This window comes from Acidithiobacillus sp. TH-A117 (genome assembly GCF_057473465.1).
In genome coordinates this window covers 1-24,800 of the sequence record NZ_JBYCKQ010000013.1, presented here as the reverse complement: position 1 = coordinate 24,800, position 24,800 = coordinate 1, and the positions used below count along the sequence as shown (strand labels likewise).

Here is a 24,800-nt window from a genome sequence, read left to right as displayed (position 1 = left end):
TTATCCTTTTCCAGTACGGCAGCATTACACCGCCACTGCCAACAAGAAACTCGCCGAAACAACAAAAACCAAAAAAGAATAGCATGTTACGGAAATTGCACCCAATGAGTGACAACCAATAACTATCTAACCTAATGATTTGTAAGGGAACTGGTAATCCATTGGTCCTCTGTTCTAGTTCGGGCGGGTCCACTTATATAAAAACTGACGCTTCTGATGCGGGAACATCTGGAGATACCGTGCGACGCTTTAACCAATTTGGATGGCACGGTATCCCACCTTATGTGATGATGGTTGGTAGAGTTGCTAAGCCCACAAGAAGATGAGCTACGTTCATATCCTCATACCCCGTTTTCAGGGAATGCAAAACATAAAATTCTCTCATGTACTGTCATGGGGAACCATGCAAGCGCAATGCAGAAAGTAAACCAAAAGTAAACCAAAAACAAAAAACGGGTTGCATAATTAAATGCAACCCATTGTTTTTATGGTGCCGTTGAGGGGAATCGAACCTCTGACCTACTGATTACGAATCAGTTGCTCTACCGACTGAGCTACAACGGCGTGGGCACGATTGTACCCGTCATGGGGCATCGCGACAAGAATCCGATTTTCCTCTAGCAGCCTCTACTATATATTACTGAATGAGCCCATTCACCCCTTGATTTGCATATCGTTCAAGGTGATATTTGCAAACCAGACGCAGGGATTGTTCCCGAACCGACGGTGCCACGTTGAGGAGATCCGCAGTGCGCCATATTGTTTTCTTCTTGGCTGTTTTTGCCATTTCTTTTGCTGAAATGAGCAGCGCTTCTGGCGAGCCTTCATCCATGCCTTTTGTCGCTCCGGGACTCTGGCTGATAGTGAGTGATGTGCAGACTGCTTCGGGACAACACAATCAGATGCGCCAGGAGGAGTGTTGGAACCAGCTTGGAGAATCTACCCAGGCCTCTGTCATTATGGGCCAGAGTGCAGTCACTACCCATAACCGTGTCACTAACACCGCCAAGCAGTCCACCGTTCAACTGCACACATTTATTTCACCGGATATACGTATGGATCAGCAGCTGATTTTCAAACGGGAGGATAGATATCTGCGCCACGCCACAATGACTGGTCATGGCGATATGGTGGCCCCCGGTAATCCCATGATGAATGAAACTTTTACCCAGCATGGTCACTGGCTGGCAGCGGATTGTCCGGCAGTCCTGCCCGCCGCTCAGGTCAGGGTCATTAAGTCTGCCCAACTGCCGGGAATTATTGCTCTGCAGCAATTGGCGGCTCAACTTAAACGGGCGGACCCGCATCCTAATGACCCTTGAGTACCGCCTGTAGTTACTCATATTTTCAGTGATGGACGCCCATAACTGCGCGCGAATGCCCTGAGATCATTCAGAAATCATGCGGTTTCCTCAGGAATCATCTCCCGGCGGTGTACATAAAAGCCTTTCAGGTAGCTGCTTTCGGGTACGGCAGGGTGAATGGGGTGATCCATATCCTGGGTACCTTCAGCGATGATGGCGTAATCTGCTCTTTGCGCGCCGAAGGCAATATGATTGAGCAGGGTTTCGCGGTTGAGATGGTGGGAACAGGAGGCGGTAAAGAGGATGCCGCCCGGCGCCAGCAGACGCATGGCCAGATCATTGAAGCGGCGGTAGGCAATGCTGCCTTCCTTGAAATCTTTTTTGGATTTGATCAGGGCCGGGGGATCGAGGACGATCAGGTCAAACTGTTCGCCCTTATCCCGCAGTCTGGCGAGGCTGTCCATGGCATCGTCATGGATGATCCGGATGGGATCCACGGCATTGCGCTGAGCATTTTCCTCCAGTAATTTCAGCGCCGGTGCGGAGCTGTCTATTGCTGTCACCTCCCGGGCACCTGCCTTGGCCAGAGGAATGCTGAAAGCCCCCAGATAGGCAAAGCAGTCCAGAACCCGTCGTCCTGCGGCGTGGGTCATCAGGCGGCGACGGTTGGCGCGATGGTCGTAAAACCAGCCGGTTTTTTGGCCGCCATAGGGGTCCATCTCAAATAAACAATCATTCTCCCAAACCGATAAGCGCTCGGGAATTTGCCCGGACAAAACTTCGACCCGCTCTTCCAGACCCTCCAGGCGGCGTGCTGCACCACCTGCTTTCAGTAAAATACCGGCAGGACGCAACAAGGCTTGCAACGCCGCAGTAATCAGGCCGATATCCTGTTCCATGCCGAGACTGCCCGGTTGCAGGATCAGCGTATCCTCGTAGCGATCAATGATCAGGCCCGGCAAGCCGTCGCCCTCACCATGTACCAAGCGATAAAACGGAGCGGAAAATAAACGCTCACGCATACGTAGAGCCTGGAGCAGACGTTCCTGATAAAAGTGCTGGTCGATGCGTTGCTGGGGATTACGGCTGAGCAGGCGCCCGCAGAGGAGGGTGTGGGGATTGATATGGGCCAGACCAATGGCCTTGCCCTGGGCGTCTTCTATTGTGCAGACGCTGCCCGGAGCCACGTCCTGCAAAGGTGTCCTGGCGACGTCAATTTCGTTGCTGTAAATCCAGAGGTGACCGGCGCGCAGGCGACGGTCTTCCTTGGGACGTAGGCGCAGGGTAGGGTAAATAGTGCTTGGTGACATGATCACAACCTGTTGGGAAAGGGAATTTGCCCGTTATTCCCCGAAACATCAAGGGAGAGCAATGCGCTGCATTTTACAGATATTTGCTTGATCCGTATATTGAGCGCGCCATGTATTTTATCCGCCGCCACGCTAGTCAGCCACTCAGGAGATGATCTGTGCCTATTGTCGATAATATTCGCGCCATTCGTTGGGAAGACCAACAGTTGTGTTTACTGGATCAGCGCCTTCTGCCACAACAGGAAATCTGGTTGAAGCTCCGGGATTATCGGGAAGTCGCCGTCGCTATTACTCAGATGGTGGTGCGGGGCGCTCCCGCTATCGGTGTGACGGCAGCCTATGCCATGGCTCTGGCAATTCATGATATGCGCGAGCTGGCGGACTGGCAGCCGCGTTTGGCAGGAGCCGCCGCCGAGATCAAAGCGGCCCGGCCGACGGCTGTCAATCTGGCCTGGGCTACGGACCGGCAGTTGGCCCTGGCGCAAAAAGAGACTTCTGCCAAGACTGCAGCCGCTATTTTGCTGCAAGCTGCCCATGATCTGCTGGAGCAGGACATCGCCGATAATCAGCAGATGGGTCGTCATGGTGCGGCCTTGTTGCCCGAGCAGGGCGGCATCCTGACCCATTGCAACACCGGCAGCCTCGCGACCGGCGGTTACGGAACCGCTCTGGGGGTTATTCGTGCGGGCATTTCTGCCGGTAAACAGCTTCAGGTTTATGCGGATGAAACCCGCCCCTGGCTCCAGGGTGCGCGTCTGACCGCCTGGGAATTGCAAAAAGATGGTATTCCCTTTCATCTCAATGCGGACAGTGCGGCGGCTTATCTGATGCAGCAGGGGCTCATCCAGGCGGTCATCGTCGGCGCTGATCGCATTGCCGCCAATGGCGATGCGGCCAATAAGATCGGCACCTACAGTCTGGCGGTTCTGGCCCAGTATCATCGCATCCCTTTTTATGTAGCGGCGCCCCTGAGCACCGTGGATTTTGCCATGCCGGCTGGCGCAGGCATCATCATCGAAGAGCGCCCGGAAAACGAAGTGCGGCAGTGTGCCGGCCATGATGTGGCCCCGGTCGGAGTCCAGGTACGTAATCCGGCTTTTGATGTGACGCCTGCGGCCTTGATTACGGCGATTATTACGGAAAGAGGCGTGGCCCGGCCGGACTATCTGCACAGCCTCGCAGCGCTGCGGGTCTGAAACATGCAGAATGTTTCCGCTTGTGGCATAATGCCGCGTTAAAATAATCAAGGATATCCGGTCTCCACATGATAGATTTCGCCAAAGAAACCATTCCCGTCAGTCTCGAAAAGGAAATGCGCCAGTCCTATCTGGATTACGCCATGAGCGTGATTGTCGGACGCGCTCTTCCGGACGCCCGTGATGGCCTGAAGCCCGTGCATCGGCGTGTACTTTTTGCCATGCACGAGATGAACAACGACTGGAACAAGCCTTACAAGAAATCGGCGCGTGTGGTGGGTGACGTCATCGGTAAATATCATCCCCACGGGGATACGGCCGTGTATGACACCATGGTGCGCATGGCCCAGGATTTTTCCATGCGCTATCCCCTCATTGACGGGCAGGGCAACTTTGGTTCAGTGGACGGCGACAGCCCCGCCGCCATGCGTTATACCGAAGTACGCATGGCCCGTATCGCCCATGAAATGCTCGCCGATCTGGAAAAGGAAACGGTGGATTTCGGGCCGAACTATGATGAAAAAGAATGGGAGCCTCTGGTCATGCCAGCGCGCATTCCCAATCTGCTCATCAATGGATCTGCGGGTATCGCGGTGGGTATGGCCACCAATATTCCTCCCCACAATCTCACGGAAATCATCAACGCCTGTCTGGCGCTGGTCGATGATCCGCAGATCGCCGACGAAGCGCTTTTCGAGCTGGTGCCAGCCCCTGATTTTCCCACGGCCGGTTACATTCTCGGCCGGGCGGGAAGCGTCGAGGCGTATCGCAGTGGCCGTGGCCGGGTGGTCATGCGCGCCCGCACGGAATTTGAGACGGACAAAAAAACCAGTCGGCAGAGCATTATTGTCACGGAATTGCCTTATCAGGTGAACAAGGCCCGCCTGATTGAACGCATTGCCGAAATGGTCAAGGAAAAGCGTCTGGAAGGCATCAGTGACCTGCGCGATGAATCGGACAAATCCGGTATGCGCATTGCCATCGAACTCAAACGCGATGCCAATGCGGATGTGGTGCTGAATAACTTATTCCAGCACACCGCCATGCAAAGTGTTTTCAATATCAACATGGTCGCGCTGCTGGATGGCGCCCCCCGGACCCTGGGCTTGCGCGATCTGCTGCAGGCTTTCCTGCAGCATCGTCGTGAGGTGGTGACCCGGCGCAGTATTTTTGAACTGAAAAAAGCCCGCGACCGCGCCCACATCCTCGAAGGACTGGCGGTGGCGCTGGTCAATCTGGATCCCCTCATCAGTCTGATTCGTGCTGCGGCAAACCCGGCGGAAGCTAAGGCGAAAATGCTGGCACGAGTCTGGGAACCGGGCATGGTGGCCGCCTTGCTGGTGGAGCGGGGCGAGCCTTCAGAGGGGATGCAGGCTGATGGTTATCATCTTTCCGAAGCCCAGGCCCAGGCCATTCTCGACTTGCGCCTGCACCGCCTGACAGGGCTGGAACAGGATAAAATTCGCGATGAATATCTGGGTCTGCTGGACCGGATCAAGGAGTTGCTGGAGATTCTCGGTTCCAACCAGCGCTTGATGGAAGTGATTCGGGAAGAACTGGTGGCTATTCTCGATCAATATGGTGATGAGCGCCGCAGTGAAATTCTGGCGGATACGGGTGATATTTCCAATGAAGATCTGATTGCTGAAGAAGAAATGGTGGTGACCTTTACCCACGCGGGTTATATCAAGGCGCAACCGGTCACGGTATTCAATGCCCAGCGCCGGGGTGGCAAGGGTAAAATGGCGACGGCGACCAAGGAAGAAGATTTTGTGGAGCGCATGTTCTGTGCCTCCACCCATGCTTACTGTCTGTTTTTCAGTAATCTTGGCAAGGTATTCTGGCAAAAGGTCTATCAGTTACCTCAAGCCGGGCGGGGGGCCAAGGGCAAGCCTATCGTCAATTTATTATCTCTGGCACCCACGGAGCGTATTACGGCGGTGTTGCCGGTGCGGGATTTCACCGAAGGCCAATTTGTCTGCATGGTCACCGCCCAAGGTGTGGTCAAAAAAACGCCGGTCATGGATTATTCCCGACCGCGTAGTCAGGGCATCAATGCCATCAACTTGGATGATGGTGACCGTCTGGTCAGTGTCTGTCTCTCCGACGGGCAGCGCGAGGTCATGTTGTTTACCCGGCATGGCATGGCGGTGCGATTCAACGAAGAAAAAGTCCGGGCTATGGGGCGTAATGCCCGTGGCGTGCGTGGCATCACTCTGGAAGAAACAGATCGGGTCATTTCCGCACAGTTGGTGGATCCCGATCAGGTGGTGCTGACAGCCACCACCCATGGCTATGGCAAATTGACGACGGTCGAAGAATACCGGCGCACCAATCGTGGCGGGAAAGGCGTCATTGCCATTCAGACCAATGCACGCAATGGGCAGGTGGTGGGTGCTCTGGCCGTCAACGAAGTGGACGAACTGATGCTGGTTTCTGACCGAGGGACCTTGATCCGCATCGCGGTGGACAGTATCCGGCGTACTGGCCGCAATGCCCAGGGTGTGCGCCTGATCAATCTCGGCGAAGGAGAACAACTTGCCGGGATGGCCCTCATTGCAGAATCTGATGGAGAGGAGGGGGAGCAGGTCGAACTGCCCCAGGAATAGTCTATGAAAGAACCGGTGTATAATTTCGGGGCGGGTCCCGCCATGTTGCCTCCTGCGGTACTGGAGCAGGTACAGGCAGAGCTGCTGGATTGGCAGGGGCGAGGTATTTCCGTGATGGAAATGAGCCATCGTGGCGCGGACTACATGCAGATTATTGCAGAAGCCGAACAGGATCTGCGCGATCTCCTGCATATTCCGGAGAATTATAAGGTGCTGTTTTTGCAGGGTGGGGCGACCCTCCAGTTTGCCATGGTTCCCCTCAATCTGCTGCGCGGTCATGCCCGGGCCAGTTATGTGCAAACCGGCATCTGGTCGGAAAAAGCCCTGCAGGAAGCCCGGCGCTTTGCTGAAGTAGAAATCGCCGCCAGCAATGCCGACCGCCAGGCCCGCCTGGTGCCACCCCAGTCGGAGTGGCAGGTCAGCCGGGATACCGCTTATGTGCATATTGCCGGCAATGAAACCATTGGCGGTGTCGAATTTGATTTTATTCCGGAGTTGGGGGATATCCCGCTGGTCAGTGATGCTTCTTCGCATATTCTGGCGCGGCCGGTGGATGTCAGCCGGTTTGGGCTGATTTATGCCGGTGCCCAGAAAAATATCGGTCCGGCGGGTTTGACCCTGGTGATTATCCGTGAAGATTTGCTCGGTCATGCTCCGGCCAATACCCCTACCATGCTGGATTATGCCGTGCAAGCCAAAGAGGGGTCCATGCACAACACCCCGCCGACTTTCGCCATTTACGTGGCGGGTCTGGTATTCAAATGGTTAAAGAAGACCGGTGGCCTGCAAGCCATGGCCGAGCGTAATCAGCGCAAGGCGGCCTTGCTGTATCAGGCCATAGATGCGTCCGGGGGTTTTTATAGCAACCCGGTGGAAGCGCGGAATCGTTCGTGGATGAATGTGCCTTTTTTCCTCAGAGAAGCAGGTATGAACGCGACGTTTTTGCAGGAAGCCGAAGCCCGCCACTTGCTCCAGCTGAAAGGGCACCGTCTGTTGGGTGGAATGCGGGCGTCCATTTATAACGCCATGCCCGAAGCGGGGGTGCAGGCTTTAGTGGATTTCATGCGGGATTTTGCCCGCCAGCACGGTTAGGAGCGCAAACTTTGCAGAATCCCTTACGCAGCCTGGCAGCATTGCGTGCCGCCATCGATCAGGTCGACAGTAAGATCCTGGCGCTCCTGAGTGAGCGGGGCCAGCTGGCCCATGCAGTCGGTGAACTGAAACGGGCGGATGGAGATACCCATTTTTATCACCCGGATCGGGAGTCGGAAATCCTGCGGCGCATCATGCAGGAAAATGCCGGGCCTTTTACGGACGCCCAGGTCGCCAGCATTTACCGGGAAATCATCTCGGCGGGTCTGGCGCTGGAAGAAGCCCTGCAAGTGGCCTATCTGGGGCCAGCCGGGACTTTTTCCCAGATGGCGGCGCAAAAACATTTCGGGCACTCAGCCCAGTTTCAGCCCGCCAGCAGCATTTCAGAAATTTTTCGTCTGGTGGATAGTGGCCAAACCCAGTTTGGCGTGGTGCCCGTCGAGAACAGCACCGAAGGTTCCGTCAATCTGACCCTGGATTTGTTGCTGGATTATCCGCTGCAGATTTGTGGCGAAGTCCAGTTGCGGATTGTGCATAATCTGGTGGCCAATATTCCCATGGCACAAATTAGTCGGGTGTATGTGCATTATCAGACCCGGGCCCAGTGTCGCCAGTGGCTCGCTGCTTCGCTTCCCCATGTGGAACTGGTGGATGTCCCCAGTAACGGGGTGGCGGCCGAACGAGCCGGTAATGATCCCGAAGGGGCGGCCATTTCGACGACCGCTGCCGCTGAGGCCTATTCGCTGCAAATTCTGCAGGCGGGCATTGAAGATAACCCCGAAAACACCACCCGTTTTCTGGTGATCGGCAAGATCGCTACGCGCCCTACCGGTCAGGATAAAACCAGTCTGGTGGTGGCCGGCATTAATCGTCCCGGCAGCCTGCATGCCCTCCTGTCGCCCCTCGCGGATGCCGGGGTCAGTCTGACCCGTATTGAATCGCGGCCCGCACGATCGGCGGTATGGGAGTATGTGTTCTATCTGGATCTGTTGGGGCATTGTCAGGATCCGGCCTTGTCCCCGGTGCTCGACGCACTGGCAAAGCAGGCTTCCTTTTATCGTTGTCTGGGGAGCTATCCTAAGGCGGTATATTAATGACCCTGAATTTTCTCGAATATGCGGCTCCGGGTGTGGCTGATTTGCGCCCCTATCAACCCGGCAAACCCCTCGCTGAGCTGGAACGGGAGCTGGGCATTCGCGATGCCATCAAGCTGGCTTCCAATGAAAACCCGCTGGGTCCCAGCCCTCTGGCTCTGGAGGCTGTGCGGCAAGTCCTCCCGGACTTGGCCCGGTATCCCGAAGGCGGGGCGCCAGAATTGCGGGCAAGACTGGCGCAGCAACACGACCTGGATCCGGGGCAATTCATTTTTGGGAATGGCTCCGATCAGGTTGTTGAAATGGCCGTACGCGCCTTTGCGGGTCCGGGAACCGAAGTCATCGTGTCCCAGTATGCTTTTGCCGCCTATGCCATTGCCGCCCAGGCGAGCGGTGCTCTGATCAGGACAGCCCCTGCCCGGAATTTTGGCCATGATCTGGATGCCATGGCCGCTCTGCTCAGTGAGCGGACCCGCCTAGTATTCATCGCCAATCCCAATAATCCCACGGGCACCAGCTTATCAGGTCCTGAACTGGAAACCTTTATCGATAGTGTCCCGGCCCATGCCCTGGTGGTGCTGGATGAGGCCTACCTGGAACTGATGGACGACCCGAACTATCCCGATGGTCGCCAATGGTTGGGCCGCTTCAGTAATTTGCTGGTGACCCGGACGTTTTCCAAGGCTTATGGTCTGGCTGGCTTGCGCTGTGGGTATGGCATGGGCCATCCGGACCTGATTGCCGTCCTGGAAAGGTTACGCCAGCCCTTCAATATCAACACGCTGGCGCAGGTGGCGGCGCATGCGGCACTGCTGGATCACGCGCATCTGGAAGCGACGCGCCGCAATAATCGCCAGGAAAGGCAGGTGCTGGCTGAGGGGTTGCGTAAATTTGGATTGACAATTCTTCCCCCTGCAGGCAATTTTACGGCCTTCGCCGTACCGGGGGGAGGGCAGCGCGTTTACACAGCGCTTTTGCAGCGGGGTGTCATCGTACGTCCTCTCAGTCCTTACGGCATGACGGATCATCTGCGGGTGAGTGTGGGCCTGCCGGTGGAAAATCATCGTTTTCTGAAAATGCTGGGCGAGGTCCTGTAATCCCATGATCGTCATCGTCAAACCACAAGTGAGCGCAGAGCAGATGGAACAACTGCTGGAGCGCATTCGTCAGTATGGTCTGCAGCCCATGGTCAGCACCGGTTCAGAACGGACCGTGGTGGGCCTGCTGGGTGACGAACGCTTGTTGCCGGAAGGCGCACTGGAATCCTTGCCCGCTGTGGAACAGGTTATGCCCATTCTGAAGCCTTATAAACTGGTCAGCCGTGAATTCAAGTCCACCGATACCATTGTTGAGGTAAGGGGGATTCCCTTTGGGGGCAAGCAGATTCAGGTGATTGCCGGTCCTTGTTCGGTAGAAACCCCCGAGCAGATGCGCAGTGCTGCCGAGGCCGTGAAGGCTGCCGGTTGTCGCTTGATGCGCGGCGGTGCCTTCAAACCCCGCACCAGTCCCTACACCTTCCAGGGAGTCGGTGATGAAGGTCTGGATTATTTTCGTACGGCGGCGGATGCCGTCGGTCTGCCCATTGTTACCGAACTGATGGATGTGCGGAAAATTGATCTTTTTCTGGAAAAAGGCGTGGACATCATCCAGATCGGCACCCGCAACATGCAGAACTTCGATCTGCTCAAAGAGGTAGGTCGTCTGGATGTGCCCGTCATTCTCAAGCGCGGCCTCAGTGCGACCGTCAAGGAATGGCTGATGGCAGCGGAATATATTGCCGCTCATGGCAACCACAAGATCATTTTTGCCGAACGTGGCATTCGTACCTTTGAGACTTCCTACCGGAATGTTCTGGATGTCACCGCCATTCCGGTCCTCAAAAAAGAAACCCACCTGCCGGTGATTGTTGATCCCAGCCATGCGGGAGGAAAATCCTGGCTGGTTCCTGCCCTCTCAAAGGCGGCCATTGCCGCCGGCGCCGATGGGTTGCTGGTGGAATCCCATCCCTGTCCCGAAGAGGCCTGGTGTGATGCTGATCAGGCTCTCAGTCCCCAGCAGTTGCTGGCGCTGATGGATGATTTGCATAAAGTCGCAGCAGCCATAGGTCGCGAACTGTAAGATGCCGGACGTTCCCTTTCAGCGGGTGGCGATAGTAGGCCTCGGGCTGATGGGTGGCAGTGTTGCCAAGGCATTGCGTGCGACGGGATATGCGGGGCGGATTCGCGCCGTCATGGCTAACGCTGCTGCGGTAGCATCGTTGCAGGAGAATGCCCAAACCTGGCAGATTGAATTGAGCCCAGTGTTGCCGGAAGTGTTGGCCGATGCCGATCTGATCCTGTTGGCCACCCCGCCCAGGGTTATGCTGGCCCAACTTGAAGACATTGCACGCTGGGCCGATGCAACGGCTTTGGTGTCGGACATTGCCAGTACCAAAAATGCTATTACCGGACGTGCGACGGCATTGCTGGGCTCCCGCTTTGTGGGGGGGCACCCGGTTGTCGGTAGTGAAATGACCGGTTTCCAAGCTGCCCGTGCAGACCTGTATCGTGGAGCGCGGGTGGTGCTGACCCCCATGCCGGACCAGACCGATGCCCAGGCGGTGGAAAAGTTGCGGCAGTTTTGGATGGCTCTGGGTGCCGAAGTTCGGGAAATGTCGCCTGAAGCCCATGATGAAGCTCTGGCCGCCACCAGCCATGTCCCGCATTTGCTGGCTTTTATGTATCTGGCCGGTCTGGAAGAGCGGCTGCCCGGCCTGGAAGATCTTGCCGGTGGTGGTCTGCGCGACTTTTCGCGGATTGTGGACTCTAATCCTGCGCTGTGGGCAGAAATTCTCCTGGAAAACCAGCAGGCAGTGCGCCAGCAATTGCAACAGGTCCAGCACAATCTGCAGCTCGCTGAGCAGCTGCTTGCCGCTGAGGATGCTGCCGGGCTGCAGTCCTGGCTGTCCCTTGGCAAGACCGTCCGTCAACAATTTCATTTTCCTCCGGTATCTGCCTGAATGACTATCCACTATCTTGTGCATCCCGGCTCAGCACTCAAAGGCCGCTTTCCTGTTCCCGGTGACAAATCCATTTCTCACCGCTCGGTCATCCTGGGTGCTCTGGCCGAAGGGGTTACGGAGATCAGCGGTTTGCTGGAAGGCGCTGATGTGCTGGCCACCATTGCCGCCTTTCGGGCCATGGGCGTTGCCATCGTTGGACCGGATCATGGGCATTTGCGGATTGAAGGAGTCGGCCTGCGGGGCCTTAAAGCGCCGCAAGCTCCTCTGGATTGTGGAAATTCCGGTACAGCGATGCGCCTCATGGCGGGTGTTCTGGCTGGACAGACTTTTGCCAGCACCCTGGTCGGTGATGCCAGTCTGCACAAGCGACCCATGGGCCGGGTCTTACAACCCCTCACCGCCATGGGCGCGGAAATTTACGCGCAGGACGGTAAAGCACCTCTGCAAATTCAGGGTAAGCCTCTCAAGGGTATCCATTACGACATGCCGGTAGCCAGCGCCCAAGTGAAGTCCGCCGTTTTGCTGGCAGGGCTGTATGCGCAGGGTGAAACCTGTGTCACTGAACCGGCCCCCACTCGGGATCATAGTGAGCGCATGTTGAATGGATTTGGCTACAAGCTTTCCCGGCAGGGCTCCCGCGCTTGTCTGCAAGGAGGTGGACGGCTCAGCGGGCAAAGTATTCAGGTGCCCGGCGATATTTCATCGGCGGCTTTTTTTCTGCTGGGTGCGACTATCGCTCCGGGCTCTGATCTGCTGCTGGAAGGCGTGGGAATTAATCCTACCCGTACCGGAATCATCGAGGTTCTCACCCGCATGGGCGCGCGGATTGATCTGACCGCGCTGCGTGAAGTGGGAGGGGAGCCGGTGGCGGATATCCGGGTGCGCCATGCACCCCTGCAGGGTATTGATGTACCGCCGCATCTGGTACCGCTGGCTATTGATGAATTCCCGGCTTTTTTTGTGGCGGCAGCCTGTGCCAAAACGCCCAGTACCCTCAGCGGAGCCGAGGAACTGCGGGTCAAGGAAAGTGATCGTATCGCTGTGATGGCAGAAGGCTTGCGCGCTCTGGGTGTGGCAGTAGAAGAACGTCCGGATGGGGCGGTGATTACGCCTGCTCCCATCCAAGGTGGGCAGGTGGATAGTCATGGTGATCATCGCATTGCCATGGCTTTTGCTATGGCCGGACTGGTAGCCTCGGGCAATATTGAAATTCTTGATTGTGCTAATGTGGCTACTTCTTTCCCCAGCTTTCCGGTGCTGGCTCAAGCGGCGGGATTAAGCCTGGAGGTGTTGGGCGCATGAACAGGATTCCGGTGGTGACACTGGATGGACCGGGTGGGGTCGGCAAAGGCACTCTGGGGCGCTTGCTGGCCCGGGATTTGGGCTGGCATTTGCTGGACAGTGGCGCCATCTATCGCGCCCTGGCATTGGCTGCAGAACGGGCCGGCGTTCAACGCAATGATGAGGCTGGTCTGGTCCGGTTGGCGCTGGATTTGCCCTTAAGTTTTCGTGGGGATGCTGAGCAGACCCGGGTTCTGCTTGACAACGAGCTGGTGGATGAAGCTATCCGCACCCCGCAAATCAGTGCCCTGACTTCACAAATTGCTGCCATTCCTGCCGTACGCACAGCCTTGCTGCAGCGGCAGCGGGATTTTGCTCAGGCTCCAGGCCTGGTCGCCGATGGCCGGGATATGGGCACGGTGGTTTTCCCGAAAGCGACTTTGAAGGTTTTTCTGACAGCCAGCGCCGAAGAGCGTGGGAAAAGACGGCTCAATCAGTTGATGGAACAGGGTATTAGTGCTAACCTCGCCAGCGTTGTGGCGGAAATAGCCGAAAGGGATGCCCGGGATCAACAACGCAGTGTCGCGCCGCTCCGGCCTGCTGCGGATGCTCATATTCTGGATACCAGTGCGCAAACAGTCGTCGAAACATACAGGGTCTTGCAGGCGTGGGTACAAACTGCGCTGCAGGAGAATTGAAACCGCCATTAATCTGGCATTGAGCAGTAATCAAAGGGACACTGCGGTGCTCCCGGTAAATGAGGCCTATTGAAATTTATGACCACCCCTAACGCTGAAATGCTTGTTGAACCCAGTTTTGCCGAGATGTTTGAGGAAAGCCAAAGTACTCAGGGCCTGAAGCCCGGTGAGTTGCTTACCGGCATCGTGACCCGAGTGGATAATGACTTTGTCATTGTCGATGTGGGTTTGAAATCTGAAGGACCTATTCCTGCCGAGCAGTTTCGCAATGCCGAGGGCGAAATCGAGGTCAAGGTCGGTGACTCGGTTGAAGTCTGTCTGGAACTGGTGGAAGACGGCATGGGTGAAACCCGTCTGTCCCGGGAAAAAGCCCGGCGCGCCAAGACCTGGGTCGATCTGGAAAAATCCTTTAATGACAACGCTGTGGTGCATGGCTTCCTGACCGGCAAGGTCAAGGGTGGTTTCACGGTCAGCATTGATGGGGTCCGGGCTTTCCTGCCAGGTTCACTGGTAGACGTGCGTCCGGTACGCGATGTGGCCTATCTCGAAGGCAAGGACCTCGAGATGAAAATCATCAAGCTAGATCGCAAGCGCAACAATGTGGTGGTATCACGCCGCGCGGTGGTGGAGCAGGAACAAAGTGCAGAGCGTGGCGTATTGCTGGAAAGCATTCAGGAAGGTGCTGTTCTCGATGGTGTGGTCAAGAACTTGACCGATTACGGTGCATTTATTGATCTGGGTGGCATTGACGGCCTGCTGCATATCACGGATATGGGCTGGCGCCGTGTCAAGCATCCCAGCGAAGTGGTCACCGTGGGTGCCGAGGTGCGCGTGCTGGTGCTCAAATTCGACCGCGAAAGAGGCCGTATTTCTCTGGGCATGAAGCAGTTGGGAGAAGATCCGTGGCGCGATATCGCCCGTCGTTATCCTGAATCGACCCGTATTTTCGGTAAGGTTACCAATGTCACCGACTACGGCGCATTTGTAGAAATCGAAGAGGGTGTGGAAGGTCTGGTGCATGTTTCCGAAATCGACTGGACCAACAAGAACATCAATCCGGCCAAGGCCTTGCATGTCAGCCAGGAAGTCGAGGTGATGATTCTGGATATTGATGAAGAGCGTCGGCGCATTTCGCTGGGCATCAAACAGTGTCTGCCCAATCCCTGGGATGATTTTGCCCAGAACTTCCAGAAAGGTGACCGGGTATCCGGCCAGATCAAGAGCATTACCGACTTCGGGGTTTTCGTCGGCCTGGATGGTGGTATTGACGGACTGATTCATCTGTCTGACCTGGCCTGGGATCGCAGCGGTGAAGAAGCGGTGCGCGACTTCAAGAAGGGCGATACCCTGGAAGCCGTGGTTCTCAGCATTGATCCGGAACGTGAACGCATCAGTCTTGGTATCAAACAGATGGAAACCGATCCTTTCATTCAGTTTGTTGTTGCCAATGAAAAGGGCGCTCTGGTTGAAGGTGAAGTCATCTCTGTCGATGGTCGCGGTGCGGAAATCCGCTTGGGCGAAGGCGTGGAAGGGCATCTGCCCCAGCGCGAACTGAGCAAGGGCCAAACTCTGGCGGCGGGTGACAAGATTGAGGTGGCCATTGCCGCAGTCGATCGTAAAAACCGCACCCTTACCTTGAGCACCAAGGCTCGCGATGCCGTAGCAGCAGCCCCGACCGCCGAAGATCAGGCGGCAGCTACCCAGCAGTATGCACGGAGTGCAGCCACGGGTACCACTAGTCTGGGTGATCTGATCAAAGAGCAGCTCAAGCGTAAGCAGGAAGAAGAAAGTTAAGTGCAACACCGCTCCCGGGATGTTCTTCATGAGCATCCCGGGAGCCACTTTTATTTAAAGAAGCTAAAAACCATGACTAAATCTGAATTGATCAAAAACATCAGTGCCCAGTACCCGCATCTGAGTGTCCGTGATATTGAAATGGCCGCTCGTCATATGCTGGATTATCTCAGTGATGCGCTGGCTGAAGGCGAACGTATTGAAATTCGTGGCTTTGGCAGTTTTTCCCTGCATGTGCGTCCTGCCAAGCAGGGCCGCAATCCCAAAACCGGCGAATCGGTGATGGTTCCGGAAAAGCGGGTTCCACACTTCAAGCCGGGTAAGGAGCTGCGTGAGCAGGTGGATTATCCGGAGACTGCCTCCGGCAAGGCCTGATTGGCCATAGCGGGCGTGGATGCTGGGGTTGTCCTCGTTCTGGGGGTAGCCATTGCTTTTGGGGTCCTGCTCGGTTTTTGGCTGGGTCGAGGCCGGAAAAGTACGACCGGTAAAACCATCCCCCAAGTTTATATTCAGGGTCTGAACTATCTGCTGAGTGAGCGTCAGGATCAGGCCGTAGAGGTTTTTCTGGACGCCTTGCGTCAACATCCAGAAAGTGTGGATATCCTCCTCGCGCTGGGGCGGCAGTTCCGCAGACGTGGTGAGCTGGAAAGAGCTTTGCGGGTCCATCAATATCTGCTGGAACAACCCGCGTTGACGCTGGAATTGCGCCGCAGCGTCCTTTTTGAAATTGCCCGCGATTACCTGAAGGCCGGGATTCTGGATCGAGCGGAAAGTATCCTCAAGGAATTGCTGGACAGTCAACCCGATCATGCCGAGGGCCTGGCTACCTTGGCCGAACTTTATGAGCTCGGCAGCGAATGGGCTTCATCCATCGAGATTCGCCGGCGTTTGCTGCAGTTCGGATTTCCCCGCCAGCAAACAGTGATCGCCCTGTTGTACGGAGAGCTGGCAGAAGAGGCCTTGCGTAAGGGAGAGCTTGAGCAGGCCCAGCAATATCTGCAGTCTGCGCGTCGGGAATCTCCAGAGAATCCACGCGTTCTCTTGATTGCCGGGCGTTTGGCATTCATGGCGGAAGACTGGCAAAAAGCCCTCCAATACTGGGAGAAATTGCTGGATCATGCGCTTGACTCGGCGATTTTACCGGTGCTCGAATCTTTTCTGCAGGTACTGCAGCATATGGGAGACTACCAGCGTCAGGAATCCTTGCAGCGCCTGGAGGCTTATTGCCATTCGCCACTGGCTATCAAGCGTCTGGCAGAAGCTTTGCAGGTGGTCGAAGGCCAGCAGGCGGCTGTCCGTTTTTTACGAAACATGCTCATCAGAACCCCTAATCTCGGGGTATTTCAGCTGTTGTTGCGAATGGATGCCGAGCTGCCGGAAGCCGTATTAATAGAGAAAATGGCTTTGGCCGTAAGGCATTGGCAGATTGACCCTGAGCTCTTCCATTGCCATGCTTGTGGTTATCAAAGTACACAGTATTATTGGCGCTGCCCTAGTTGCCGTCAGTGGGGTACGTTCTCAGGAGAAAAAAAACCATGAAATCGCCTCTGATTGTCGCCTTGGATTATGCTGATCCGAGTGCAGCGCTGGACTTGGCGGCCTTGTTGGATCCATCTCAATGCCGGGTCAAAGTAGGCAAGGAACTCTTCACCGCCGCTGGGCCCAGGATTGTGGAACAGTTGCAGGACAAGGGCTTTGCAGTGTTTCTGGATCTCAAGTTTCATGATATTCCCCAGACCGTCGCCAAGGCTTGTCAAGCGGCGGCGCGTCTCGGGGTATGGATGCTCAATGTCCATGCCAGTGGCGGTCAGGCCATGCTGGAAGCGGCACGCGAGGCTGTGGATGCTGCCTCTGGCCATCGCCCCCTGCTGATAGCGGTGACGGTATTGACAAGTCTGGATGCGCCCGCGCTTCAGCAAATCGGTGTGCCTGATTCTGTGCCGGCACAAGTGCTGAAATTGGCAGCCCTCAGTGCCTCAGCGGGTCTGGATGGCTTGGTCTGCTCTGCGCGGGAAGCCGCCCAGCTCAAGGCCGCCCACCCAAATCTTTGCCTGGTGACGCCGGGTATTCGCCCGCCGGAGCATGCGGCCGATGATCAGAAACGTACCATGACTCCGGCGGCGGCACTGGCAGCCGGTGCGGATTATCTGGTCATTGGCCGCCCCATCACGGCGGCTGCAGATCCGGCGCAGGCCTTGGCGGCTATGCTGGCTGCTTGCGCAGTATGAGGATGGGGCGTATGCCTGTTTTATGAAATCCGACTAATATGCTCTTAAGCGGGACTGTTGACGGGTCTGGATGGATGGAATGCTTGGCCGTAGGGTGAAAGGATGGAGAGAGAAATTCAGTGACAGCCGATGACGTAGTGAATTTATATAAAAGTGATGGTGCATTGCTTCAGGGACATTTTTTATTGTCTTCGGGCTTGCATAGTGATACCTATTTACAGTCCGCCAAAGTTCTGCAAAATCCAGAACATGCAGCAGCACTTTGTGCAGCCATGGTGGCCGGTATTCCCGCAGACCTGCGTCAGCAGATTCGCTGTGTGGTCGGGCCCGCCATGGGCGCAGTGCTGGTTTCCTATGAATGCGGCCGGGCGCTGGGCTTGCGCAGTCTATTTACCGAACGCGAAAATGGTCAGATGGTTTTGCGGCGAGGCTTTGCCTTGTCACCCGGTGAAGCCGTATTGGTGGTCGAAGATATCACTACCACGGGCGGTTCGACGCGGGAGTGTATTGCTGCAGTAGAAGCGGCGGGTGGAAAAGTAGTGGCCAGCTCCGCCATTATTGACCGCAGTGCCGGATTCCAGGATTTTGATGGAATCCCCTTTTATCCGCTCTTGCGTTTGCCGGTACGGACCTGGTCCGCAGAAGCCTGCCCGCTTTGTGCAGCAGGGGATGTGCCGGTCAAACCGGGGAGTCGGGGGCTGCGCTGACCTTGAGGGGCGGCGAGCATGTGTTTATGATGGGTGTTCAGGCTTAGACAAAATGAAAAACAAGGATCAGTTCATGCAAATTTCCACACCGGAGGCCGCGCCTCTGGAAAGACACATTCATGTGACCATTCCTGCCAGCGAGGTAGAAAGCGGCGTCACGCAACGATTACGCAACAAGGCGCGCTCGGCGCGCTTCCCGGGTTTCCGTCCGGGTAAGGCGCCGCTCGCCATTGTCGAACGGCACTACGGGTCAGATGCGCTCATGGAGACTTTTGATCAGCTGATCAATGAGCATTACGCCCAGGCCGTGCGCGAACAGTCCTTGCGTCCTGTGGGCCGCCCCGACGTGCAGGTTGAGAAGGGCGGGCGCGGAGAGGATTTCGTGTTTACGGCCGTGGTAGAAGTCTACCCCGAGTTCGAGCCGCAGGTCCCAGAGGCAGCCGTCATTCGCAAGACTGCGGAAGTCACTGAAGCAGATGTAGATGCAACCATCGACATCATGCGCCAGCAACGGCGTTTTTATGTGCAGGCCGAGCGCGCCGCGCAAAATGAGGACCGGGTCACTGTGGATTTTCAGGGCCTGATGGACGGAGAGCCCATGCCCGGTGGGGATGTGGTGGATTACCAGGTGGTCCTGGGTGGCGGGCGCCTGCTGCCTGATATCGAACAAGGTCTGGTGGGTCTTTCTGCCGGAGAAGAAAAAACCGTTTCTGTGCAGTTTCCTGAAGATTATCATGTGGCCGAACTGGCCGGAAAAAATGCCGAGTTTCATCTGCAGGTCAAGGAAGTGGCAGCTCCGCAGCTCCCCGAACTGGATACCGAATTTGCTCTGGCGTTAGGTATTGAAGATGGGGACGTGGCAGCCCTGCGTCAGGAGGTCAAGGAAAATCTAGAACGTGAAGCCCAGCGTCTCAGTCATGCTCAGGTCAAAGCCCAGATTCTGGATCTCGTAGCCGGCAGTAACCAGCCGGACCTGCCCAAGCAGATGCTGGCCCATGAACTGGAGCAGTTACAGAAGGATCCCAATGCCGGTAATGCACCAGATCTGGAAAATGTAGCCCGGCGTCGCGTGGTACTGGGACTGGTCCTGAGCGAGATTGTCCGTCGGGAAAAACTTCAGGCCAGTTCTGCCGAAGTAACCCAGGTCATTCGTGATATGGCAGAGCAGTATGAAGACCCGGAGCAGTTTGTCGCCTGGTACCGCAGCAAGCCGGAGCAACTGGAGCAGGCTGAAGCCATGGTTCTGGAAGACAAGGTGGTGGCATGGCTTCTGGAGCGTGTTAAAGTGACTGAAGAGCCGGTGAGTTTCAATCAGCTGATTGGGCGCGCCCCGGCGCCACAAGCCCCGTCCGAATAATGGGCAGCGGACACATCCCGGATGTGTCCCTCAATGGAGGAGCAGCAATGATGTGGAAACAAGCAGGAGACAGCATGACCCCCGCCCCTCAAGGTTTAGGCTATGTGCCGATTGTGGTCGAGCAAACCGGTCGTGGCGAGCGTTCTTACGATATTTATTCCCGCCTGCTGAAAGAACGGGTGATTTTCATGGTGGGGCAGGTAGAAGACATGATGGCCAACCTGGTGGTTGCCCAGCTGCTGTTTCTGGAAGCCGAAAATCCAGATAAGGATATTGCCCTCTACATCAACAGTCCGGGTGGCTCGGTGACAGCAGGTATGGCCATTTATGATACCATGCAGTTCATTCGCCCCAAGGTCAGCACGGTCTGTATTGGTCAGGCTGCCAGCATGGGTGCGGTGTTGCTGGCCGCAGGCGCAGAAGGCAAGCGCTATGCCTTGCCTAATGCCCGAATCATGCTGCATCAGCCCTCCGGGGGGTTTCAGGGGCAGGCCCATGATATCGAAATTCATACCAAGGAGATTCTGCGCATTCGTGAACGACTGAATGATATTCTGGTCCATCATACCGGACAGAGTCGTGAACGCATCGAGCAGGATCTGGATCGGGATTTTTTCATGTCGGCCGAAGAGGCCCAAACTTATCATCTCGTGGATGCCGTGATTACTCATCGCGGTGATGACGAGACCGCCTGAAAAAGGCAGGAGAACAGCTATGGCTGGAAAGCATGAGGGAAGTGGTGAAAAGACTTTGTACTGTTCTTTTTGCGGCAAAAGTCAGCACGAAGTCCGCAAGCTGATTGCCGGTCCATCGGTATTCATCTGCGATGAATGCATCGAGTTGTGCAATGACATCGTCAAGGATGAAATTCTCGATGATCTGCACGGCGATCAGCCGGACAAGCTGCCCAAGCCCATGGAGATCCGCAAAACTCTGGACGATTATGTGATTGGTCAGGAAAGCGCCAAAAAAGTGCTTTCGGTGGCTGTCTACAATCACTACAAACGTCTGGAGCATGGTGGCAAGGATAATGAAGTCGAGCTCGACAAGAGCAATATTCTGCTGATCGGCCCCACCGGGTCGGGAAAGACTTTGCTGGCCCAGACCCTGGCCCGTCTGTTGAACGTGCCTTTCGCCATGGCCGACGCCACCACCCTCACCGAGGCGGGATATGTGGGTGAGGACGTGGAAAACATCATTCAGAAGCTGCTGCAGAAATGCGATTATGATGTGGAGAAGGCACAAACCGGTATTGTCTATATTGACGAAATCGACAAAATTACCCGCAAGTCCGAAAATCCCTCCATTACTCGGGATGTTTCCGGCGAAGGCGTGCAGCAGGCCTTATTGAAGTTGATTGAAGGTACGGTGGCCTCGGTTCCCCCCCAGGGCGGACGCAAGCATCCCCAGCAGGAGTTTTTGCAGGTGGACACCCGCCATATTCTGTTCATCTGTGGCGGTGCTTTTGCGGGCCTTGAAAAATCCGTTTCTTCACGGTTGGAAAAAGGCGGTATGGGTTTCAACGCTCCCCTGAAAAAACAGGACAAGGACGCGACGGCGGCCATGCTGATGCAGAATCTGGAACCCGAAGATCTGGTGCGCTATGGGCTGATTCCCGAATTTGTCGGGCGCTTGCCCATATTGGCGCTCTTGGAGGAGTTGGATGAGGAAGCCCTGATGTCCATCCTCACCGAACCCAAAAACGCCTTGATCAAGCAATATCAGAAAATGTTTTCACTGGAAGGTGTGACTTTGGAGTTCCGCCCGGAAGCCCTCAAGTCTATTGCCAAAAAAGCGCTGGCCAGAAAAACCGGTGCACGCGGGTTACGTTCCATCCTGGAGCAGATTCTGCTGGATACCATGTACGAGTTGCCGTCCATGACCGGGGTCAAAAAAGTGGTGGTGGACGCTGCTGTAGTGGACAGCGGTGGTAAACCGCTGCTGGTGTATGACGATGCCATCAAGGTGGATATATCCCACCCTGCCTGAAACAAGAGGGGATGCGTTGAAATCCCCTCAGCGCGCCCCCATCTGACCATCTAATGATGGTTATCATCGAATTTCTGGAGTGAACTGTGGCGCAAATCGATAAAAGTCTCCTGGTAGAAGAAGAATCTCAAATGGTTCCTGTATTGCCGTTGCGGGATGTGGTGGTTTTTCCTTATATGGTGATTCCGCTCTTTGTGGGTCGTGCGAAATCTATCCGTGCGCTGGAAGAAGCCATGTCCGGAGAAAAGCAGATACTGCTGGTTTCCCAGAAAAATGCGGCGGATGATGATCCTCAGCCTGAAAATATATACCGTATCGGGACTCTGGCAACCATTTTGCAGTTACTCAAATTGCCGGATGGTACGGTAAAAGTGCTGGTAGAAGGCACAGATCGGGCTAAGATCGTGTCCTTCCTGCCAGCCGATGAATATCTGCGTGCCCAGGTTCAGGTGGTCGCCAGCGGCGCTGCCAATGATCGTGAACTGGAAGCGCTGATGCGTTCGGTAAGCGCCCAGTTTGAGTCTTATGTAAAGCTCAACAAGAAAATCCCGCCCGAAATCCTGTCCACTTTGGCCAGTATGGATGACCCGGCCCGGCTCGCCGATACCGTGGCCGCCCATCTCAGCCTCAAGCTGGAAGAAAAGCAGGATATTCTCGAAAAAGCCGATACCCGGGTACGGCTGGAACATCTGCTCGGCATGATGGAGTCGGAAATTGATCTCCTTCAGGTCGAAAAGCGGATTCGTGGCCGCGTCAAACGGCAGATGGAAAAAAGCCAGCGTGAGTATTATCTGAATGAGCAGATGAAAGCCATTCAAAAAGAACTGGGAGACCTCTCGGAAGAAGGCGGCAGTGAACTGGATGAGCTTGGCCGGAAAATTGAAAAAGCCGGCATGCCCAAAGATGTCCGTGCCAAGGCCGATGCTGAACTGAAAAAGTTGCGGATGATGAGTCCGATGTCTGCCGAAGCCACAGTCGTGCGCAATTACATCGACTGGCTGGTAGGGGTGCCCTGGCGTAAACGCAGTAAAATTACCAAAGACCTCAAGCGCGCCAAAGCTATCCTGGACGCCGATCATTACGGACTGGAAGACGTCAAGGAACGGATTCTGGAATACCTCGCCGTTCAGGAGCGGGTGGGTAACAGCCGTGGGCCTATACTGTGCTTGGTAGGTCCTCCCGGTGTCGGTAAAACCAGCCTGGGCCGGTCCATTGCTGAAGCGACCAATCGTAAATTTGTGCGGATGTCTCTGGGCGGAGTGCGCGACGAGGCCGAGATTCGTGGTCATCGGCGTACCTACATTGGCGCCTTGCCGGGCAAGATTGTGCAGAGTCTGGCCAAGGTGGCTACCCGCAATCCGTTGATGCTGCTGGATGAAGTGGACAAGATGGCCATGGATTTTCGCGGTGATCCGGCTTCCGCTCTGCTCGAAGTGCTGGATCCGGAGCAGAATGCAACTTTCAATGATCATTATCTGGAAGTGGATTTCAATTTGTCCGAGGTGATGTTCGTAACCACGGCCAACACCTTGAACATACCGGCGCCACTGATGGATCGTATGGAGGTCATCCGTATTTCCGGTTATACGGAAGATGAGAAAATCCATATTGCCAGCAAATACCTGCTCCCCAAACAAATCGAGAAGGCCGGTTTGAAAGAAGGAGAAATGCAGGTTTCCCAAACCGTCATACGGGATATTATCCGCTACTATACCCGCGAAGCGGGTGTGCGGAATCTGGAACGGGAACTGGCGCGTATTTGTCGCAAGGTCGTCAAAGAGCTTTTGCTGGACAAAAAGCGTACTAAAATTCAGGTGTCTGATCGTAATCTGGATAAATATCTGGGTGTACGGCGTTTTGATTTTGGCAAGGCGGAAAAAGAAAATCGCATTGGTGAAGTCACTGGTTTGGCCTGGACAGAAGTGGGCGGAGAACTGCTGAGTATTGAAGCAGTGGTGGTACCGGGTCGGGGCAAGCTGCTGATTACCGGTAAGCTGGGCGATGTCATGCAGGAATCCATCCAGGCGGCGATGAGTGTGGTGCGGGCGCGTTCGCGTGCTCTGGGTATTCCTGCGGATTTCTATCAGAATCGTGATGTGCATATTCACGTTCCTGAAGGGGCGACTCCCAAGGATGGACCCAGTGCCGGTATTGGCATGGCCACGGCCCTGGTTTCTGCCCTCACCAATATTCCGGTAAAAGCCACAGTCGCCATGACCGGAGAAATCACCTTGCGTGGAGAGGTTCTGCCGATTGGTGGATTGAAAGAAAAATTGCTGGCAGCTCATCGTGGCGGTATCAGTACGGTAATGATCCCGGCAGAAAATGAAAAGGATTTGCAGGAGATTCCGAAAAACGTCCGTGATGCCCTGACGATCAAGCCGGTACGTTGGATTGACGAGGTCCTGGCTATTGCACTGGAGTCTTCACCCGCACCCTTGCCGGATGATGGTGAGGCCATTCCCGGTGTTGTTCCGCCGGTGGTGGGTGATGCTGCCGAAGATAAGGCCACGGCACATTAGGTTCTTTTAGCTTGCCTCTGATGCGGACATAGTCGTCAGAGGCATTATTTAATGTTATACCGTCGCTAAATCACGACGAATTTTGTGAAAAATTTAGGCTTTAACAATCGATATATGTTGTGAAATTTTGAGTGTTCTTGACAAGTGTTTTTTTACCCTGCTATAACCTTGGCAGGTGCACAGCAGATAAGTGGTTTTACCAAAAGTGACTTGGTCTATAACAGGAGAAAGAAATTATGAACAAATCTGAAATGATCGAAAAAATTGCCGAAGAAGCAGGTGTTACCCGCGCTGCCGCAGGCCATACGCTGGATGCTGCCATCAAGGTGGTTACCGAAGCCCTGAAAGCCGGTGATCAGGTCACTCTGGTAGGTTTCGGCTCCTTCATGGTTGCTGAACGTGAAGCACGCAAGGGGCGGAATCCCGCCACTGGCGCAGAAATCATGATTGCTGCCAGTCGCACCCCCAAATTTAAAGCTGGTAAAGCGCTGCGTGATGCAGTAAACTAGCGCGTCTGGTTAGGGCGGTTAGCTCAGTTGGTAGAGCGTCGGCTTTACACGCCGAATGTCGGGGGTTCGAGCCCCTCACCGCCCACCACCAATTTATTGGGGTGGTAGT

General features: G+C 55.4%; 22 protein-coding genes and 2 tRNA genes. 21 read left to right on the top strand and 3 right to left on the bottom strand.

The genetic code is table 11. The annotated features are described in order from the left end of the window. Positions 1-488 precede the first annotated feature (488 nt). Positions 489-564: transfer RNA gene (locus AC2VLR_RS02695), tRNA-Thr, on the bottom strand. A gap of 73 nt (positions 565-637) precedes the next feature. Beyond that, entirely contained in the window at positions 638-832 is a 195-nt protein-coding gene (locus AC2VLR_RS02690) for a hypothetical protein (RefSeq protein ID WP_486880750.1), read from the bottom strand. On the opposite strand from AC2VLR_RS02690, the gene AC2VLR_RS02685 reads away from it, so the two are divergent. Beyond that, on the top strand, positions 831-1,322 hold the full coding sequence (locus AC2VLR_RS02685) for a hypothetical protein (RefSeq protein ID WP_486880749.1): 492 nt from the start codon (positions 831-833) through the stop codon (positions 1,320-1,322). The two genes, AC2VLR_RS02690 and AC2VLR_RS02685, sit on opposite strands and share 2 nt — an antisense overlap. A gap of 77 nt (positions 1,323-1,399) precedes the next feature. Here the strand turns inward: AC2VLR_RS02685 and AC2VLR_RS02680 are convergent, their stop codons facing one another. Continuing rightward, the gene (locus AC2VLR_RS02680; protein WP_486880748.1) at positions 1,400-2,614 is read right to left on the bottom strand and encodes a class I SAM-dependent rRNA methyltransferase; all 1,215 of its coding nucleotides are present in this window, start codon (positions 2,612-2,614) and stop codon (positions 1,400-1,402) included. Positions 2,615-2,772: 158 nt separating this feature from the next. Between AC2VLR_RS02680 and mtnA the strand changes: the two genes are divergently transcribed. The 20 genes from mtnA (at position 2,773) to AC2VLR_RS02580 (ending at position 24,779) form a co-directional block, all read left to right on the top strand. Continuing rightward, positions 2,773-3,810, top strand: a complete 1,038-nt coding sequence (gene mtnA, locus AC2VLR_RS02675; RefSeq protein WP_486880747.1) for an S-methyl-5-thioribose-1-phosphate isomerase — start codon at positions 2,773-2,775, stop codon at positions 3,808-3,810. 68 nt (positions 3,811-3,878) lie between these two features. Next, a complete protein-coding gene (gene gyrA / locus AC2VLR_RS02670; protein WP_486880746.1) occupies positions 3,879-6,419 on the top strand; it encodes a DNA gyrase subunit A in 2,541 nt (846 codons plus the stop codon). Between the two features lie 3 nt (positions 6,420-6,422). Further along, on the top strand, positions 6,423-7,511 hold the full coding sequence (gene serC / locus AC2VLR_RS02665) for a 3-phosphoserine/phosphohydroxythreonine transaminase (RefSeq protein ID WP_486880745.1): 1,089 nt from the start codon (positions 6,423-6,425) through the stop codon (positions 7,509-7,511). An 11-nt stretch (positions 7,512-7,522) separates the two neighbouring features. Further along, positions 7,523-8,605, top strand: a complete 1,083-nt coding sequence (pheA, locus tag AC2VLR_RS02660; protein WP_486880744.1) for a prephenate dehydratase — start codon at positions 7,523-7,525, stop codon at positions 8,603-8,605. After that, positions 8,605-9,702: a histidinol-phosphate transaminase gene (hisC, locus tag AC2VLR_RS02655; protein WP_486880743.1), complete on the top strand. Its 1,098-nt coding sequence runs from the start codon at positions 8,605-8,607 to the stop codon at positions 9,700-9,702. The genes pheA and hisC overlap by 1 nt, the downstream gene beginning before the upstream one ends. A gap of 4 nt (positions 9,703-9,706) precedes the next feature. Next, positions 9,707-10,723, top strand: a complete 1,017-nt coding sequence (aroF, locus tag AC2VLR_RS02650; protein WP_215844250.1) for a 3-deoxy-7-phosphoheptulonate synthase — start codon at positions 9,707-9,709, stop codon at positions 10,721-10,723. Between the two features lies 1 nt (position 10,724). Next, on the top strand, positions 10,725-11,603 hold the full coding sequence (locus AC2VLR_RS02645; protein ID WP_486880742.1) for a prephenate dehydrogenase: 879 nt from the start codon (positions 10,725-10,727) through the stop codon (positions 11,601-11,603). Further along, positions 11,604-12,908, top strand: a complete 1,305-nt coding sequence (aroA, locus tag AC2VLR_RS02640) for a 3-phosphoshikimate 1-carboxyvinyltransferase (RefSeq protein ID WP_486880741.1) — start codon at positions 11,604-11,606, stop codon at positions 12,906-12,908. It begins immediately after the preceding gene. After that, a complete protein-coding gene (gene cmk / locus AC2VLR_RS02635) occupies positions 12,905-13,585 on the top strand; it encodes a (d)CMP kinase (protein ID WP_486880740.1) in 681 nt (226 codons plus the stop codon). The genes aroA and cmk overlap by 4 nt, the downstream gene beginning before the upstream one ends. Positions 13,586-13,663: 78 nt before the next feature. Continuing rightward, on the top strand, positions 13,664-15,379 hold the full coding sequence (gene rpsA, locus AC2VLR_RS02630; RefSeq protein ID WP_486880739.1) for a 30S ribosomal protein S1: 1,716 nt from the start codon (positions 13,664-13,666) through the stop codon (positions 15,377-15,379). Positions 15,380-15,451: 72 nt separating this feature from the next. Beyond that, entirely contained in the window at positions 15,452-15,754 is a 303-nt protein-coding gene (locus tag AC2VLR_RS02625; protein WP_486880738.1) for an integration host factor subunit beta, read from the top strand. After that, positions 15,755-16,918 (top strand): tetratricopeptide repeat protein, encoded by a 1,164-nt coding sequence (locus tag AC2VLR_RS02620; protein WP_486880737.1) that lies wholly within the window; start codon positions 15,755-15,757, stop codon positions 16,916-16,918. Next, the gene (pyrF, locus tag AC2VLR_RS02615; RefSeq protein WP_486880736.1) at positions 16,915-17,607 is read left to right on the top strand and encodes an orotidine-5'-phosphate decarboxylase; all 693 of its coding nucleotides are present in this window, start codon (positions 16,915-16,917) and stop codon (positions 17,605-17,607) included. Before AC2VLR_RS02620 ends, pyrF begins: the two co-directional genes overlap by 4 nt. 119 nt (positions 17,608-17,726) lie before the next feature. After that, positions 17,727-18,314 carry an orotate phosphoribosyltransferase gene (gene pyrE / locus AC2VLR_RS02610; RefSeq protein ID WP_486880735.1) on the top strand — a complete coding sequence of 196 codons (588 nt, stop codon included), beginning with the start codon at positions 17,727-17,729 and terminating at the stop codon, positions 18,312-18,314. Between the two features lie 73 nt (positions 18,315-18,387). Next, positions 18,388-19,671, top strand: a complete 1,284-nt coding sequence (tig, locus tag AC2VLR_RS02605) for a trigger factor (RefSeq protein WP_486880734.1) — start codon at positions 18,388-18,390, stop codon at positions 19,669-19,671. A 74-nt stretch (positions 19,672-19,745) separates the two neighbouring features. Continuing rightward, positions 19,746-20,366 (top strand): ATP-dependent Clp endopeptidase proteolytic subunit ClpP, encoded by a 621-nt coding sequence (gene clpP, locus AC2VLR_RS02600; RefSeq protein ID WP_486880733.1) that lies wholly within the window; start codon positions 19,746-19,748, stop codon positions 20,364-20,366. A gap of 19 nt (positions 20,367-20,385) precedes the next feature. Beyond that, positions 20,386-21,660 (top strand): ATP-dependent Clp protease ATP-binding subunit ClpX, encoded by a 1,275-nt coding sequence (clpX, locus tag AC2VLR_RS02595; protein ID WP_486880732.1) that lies wholly within the window; start codon positions 20,386-20,388, stop codon positions 21,658-21,660. 86 nt (positions 21,661-21,746) lie between these two features. After that, positions 21,747-24,182: an endopeptidase La gene (gene lon / locus AC2VLR_RS02590; RefSeq protein WP_486880731.1), complete on the top strand. Its 2,436-nt coding sequence runs from the start codon at positions 21,747-21,749 to the stop codon at positions 24,180-24,182. A gap of 236 nt (positions 24,183-24,418) precedes the next feature. Continuing rightward, on the top strand, positions 24,419-24,691 hold the full coding sequence (locus AC2VLR_RS02585; protein ID WP_215843640.1) for an HU family DNA-binding protein: 273 nt from the start codon (positions 24,419-24,421) through the stop codon (positions 24,689-24,691). A 12-nt stretch (positions 24,692-24,703) separates the two neighbouring features. Further along, positions 24,704-24,779 (top strand) — tRNA-Val (locus AC2VLR_RS02580). Positions 24,780-24,800 lie beyond the last annotated feature (21 nt).

Coding starts and splice junctions, on each gene's coding strand:
- AC2VLR_RS02685 (WP_486880749.1), top strand. CDS start 831: ATGCCTTTTGTCGCTCCGGGACTCTGGCTGATAGTGAGTGATGTGCAG.
- AC2VLR_RS02690 (WP_486880750.1), bottom strand. CDS start 832: ATGGATGAAGGCTCGCCAGAAGCGCTGCTCATTTCAGCAAAAGAAATG.
- AC2VLR_RS02680 (WP_486880748.1), bottom strand. CDS start 2,614: ATGTCACCAAGCACTATTTACCCTACCCTGCGCCTACGTCCCAAGGAA.
- gyrA (WP_486880746.1), top strand. CDS start 3,879: ATGATAGATTTCGCCAAAGAAACCATTCCCGTCAGTCTCGAAAAGGAA.
- serC (WP_486880745.1), top strand. CDS start 6,423: ATGAAAGAACCGGTGTATAATTTCGGGGCGGGTCCCGCCATGTTGCCT.
- hisC (WP_486880743.1), top strand. CDS start 8,605: ATGACCCTGAATTTTCTCGAATATGCGGCTCCGGGTGTGGCTGATTTG.
- aroF (WP_215844250.1), top strand. CDS start 9,707: ATGATCGTCATCGTCAAACCACAAGTGAGCGCAGAGCAGATGGAACAA.
- AC2VLR_RS02645 (WP_486880742.1), top strand. CDS start 10,725: ATGCCGGACGTTCCCTTTCAGCGGGTGGCGATAGTAGGCCTCGGGCTG.
- aroA (WP_486880741.1), top strand. CDS start 11,604: ATGACTATCCACTATCTTGTGCATCCCGGCTCAGCACTCAAAGGCCGC.
- cmk (WP_486880740.1), top strand. CDS start 12,905: ATGAACAGGATTCCGGTGGTGACACTGGATGGACCGGGTGGGGTCGGC.
- rpsA (WP_486880739.1), top strand. CDS start 13,664: ATGACCACCCCTAACGCTGAAATGCTTGTTGAACCCAGTTTTGCCGAG.
- AC2VLR_RS02625 (WP_486880738.1), top strand. CDS start 15,452: ATGACTAAATCTGAATTGATCAAAAACATCAGTGCCCAGTACCCGCAT.
- pyrF (WP_486880736.1), top strand. CDS start 16,915: ATGAAATCGCCTCTGATTGTCGCCTTGGATTATGCTGATCCGAGTGCA.
- tig (WP_486880734.1), top strand. CDS start 18,388: ATGCAAATTTCCACACCGGAGGCCGCGCCTCTGGAAAGACACATTCAT.
- clpP (WP_486880733.1), top strand. CDS start 19,746: ATGACCCCCGCCCCTCAAGGTTTAGGCTATGTGCCGATTGTGGTCGAG.
- clpX (WP_486880732.1), top strand. CDS start 20,386: ATGGCTGGAAAGCATGAGGGAAGTGGTGAAAAGACTTTGTACTGTTCT.
- AC2VLR_RS02585 (WP_215843640.1), top strand. CDS start 24,419: ATGAACAAATCTGAAATGATCGAAAAAATTGCCGAAGAAGCAGGTGTT.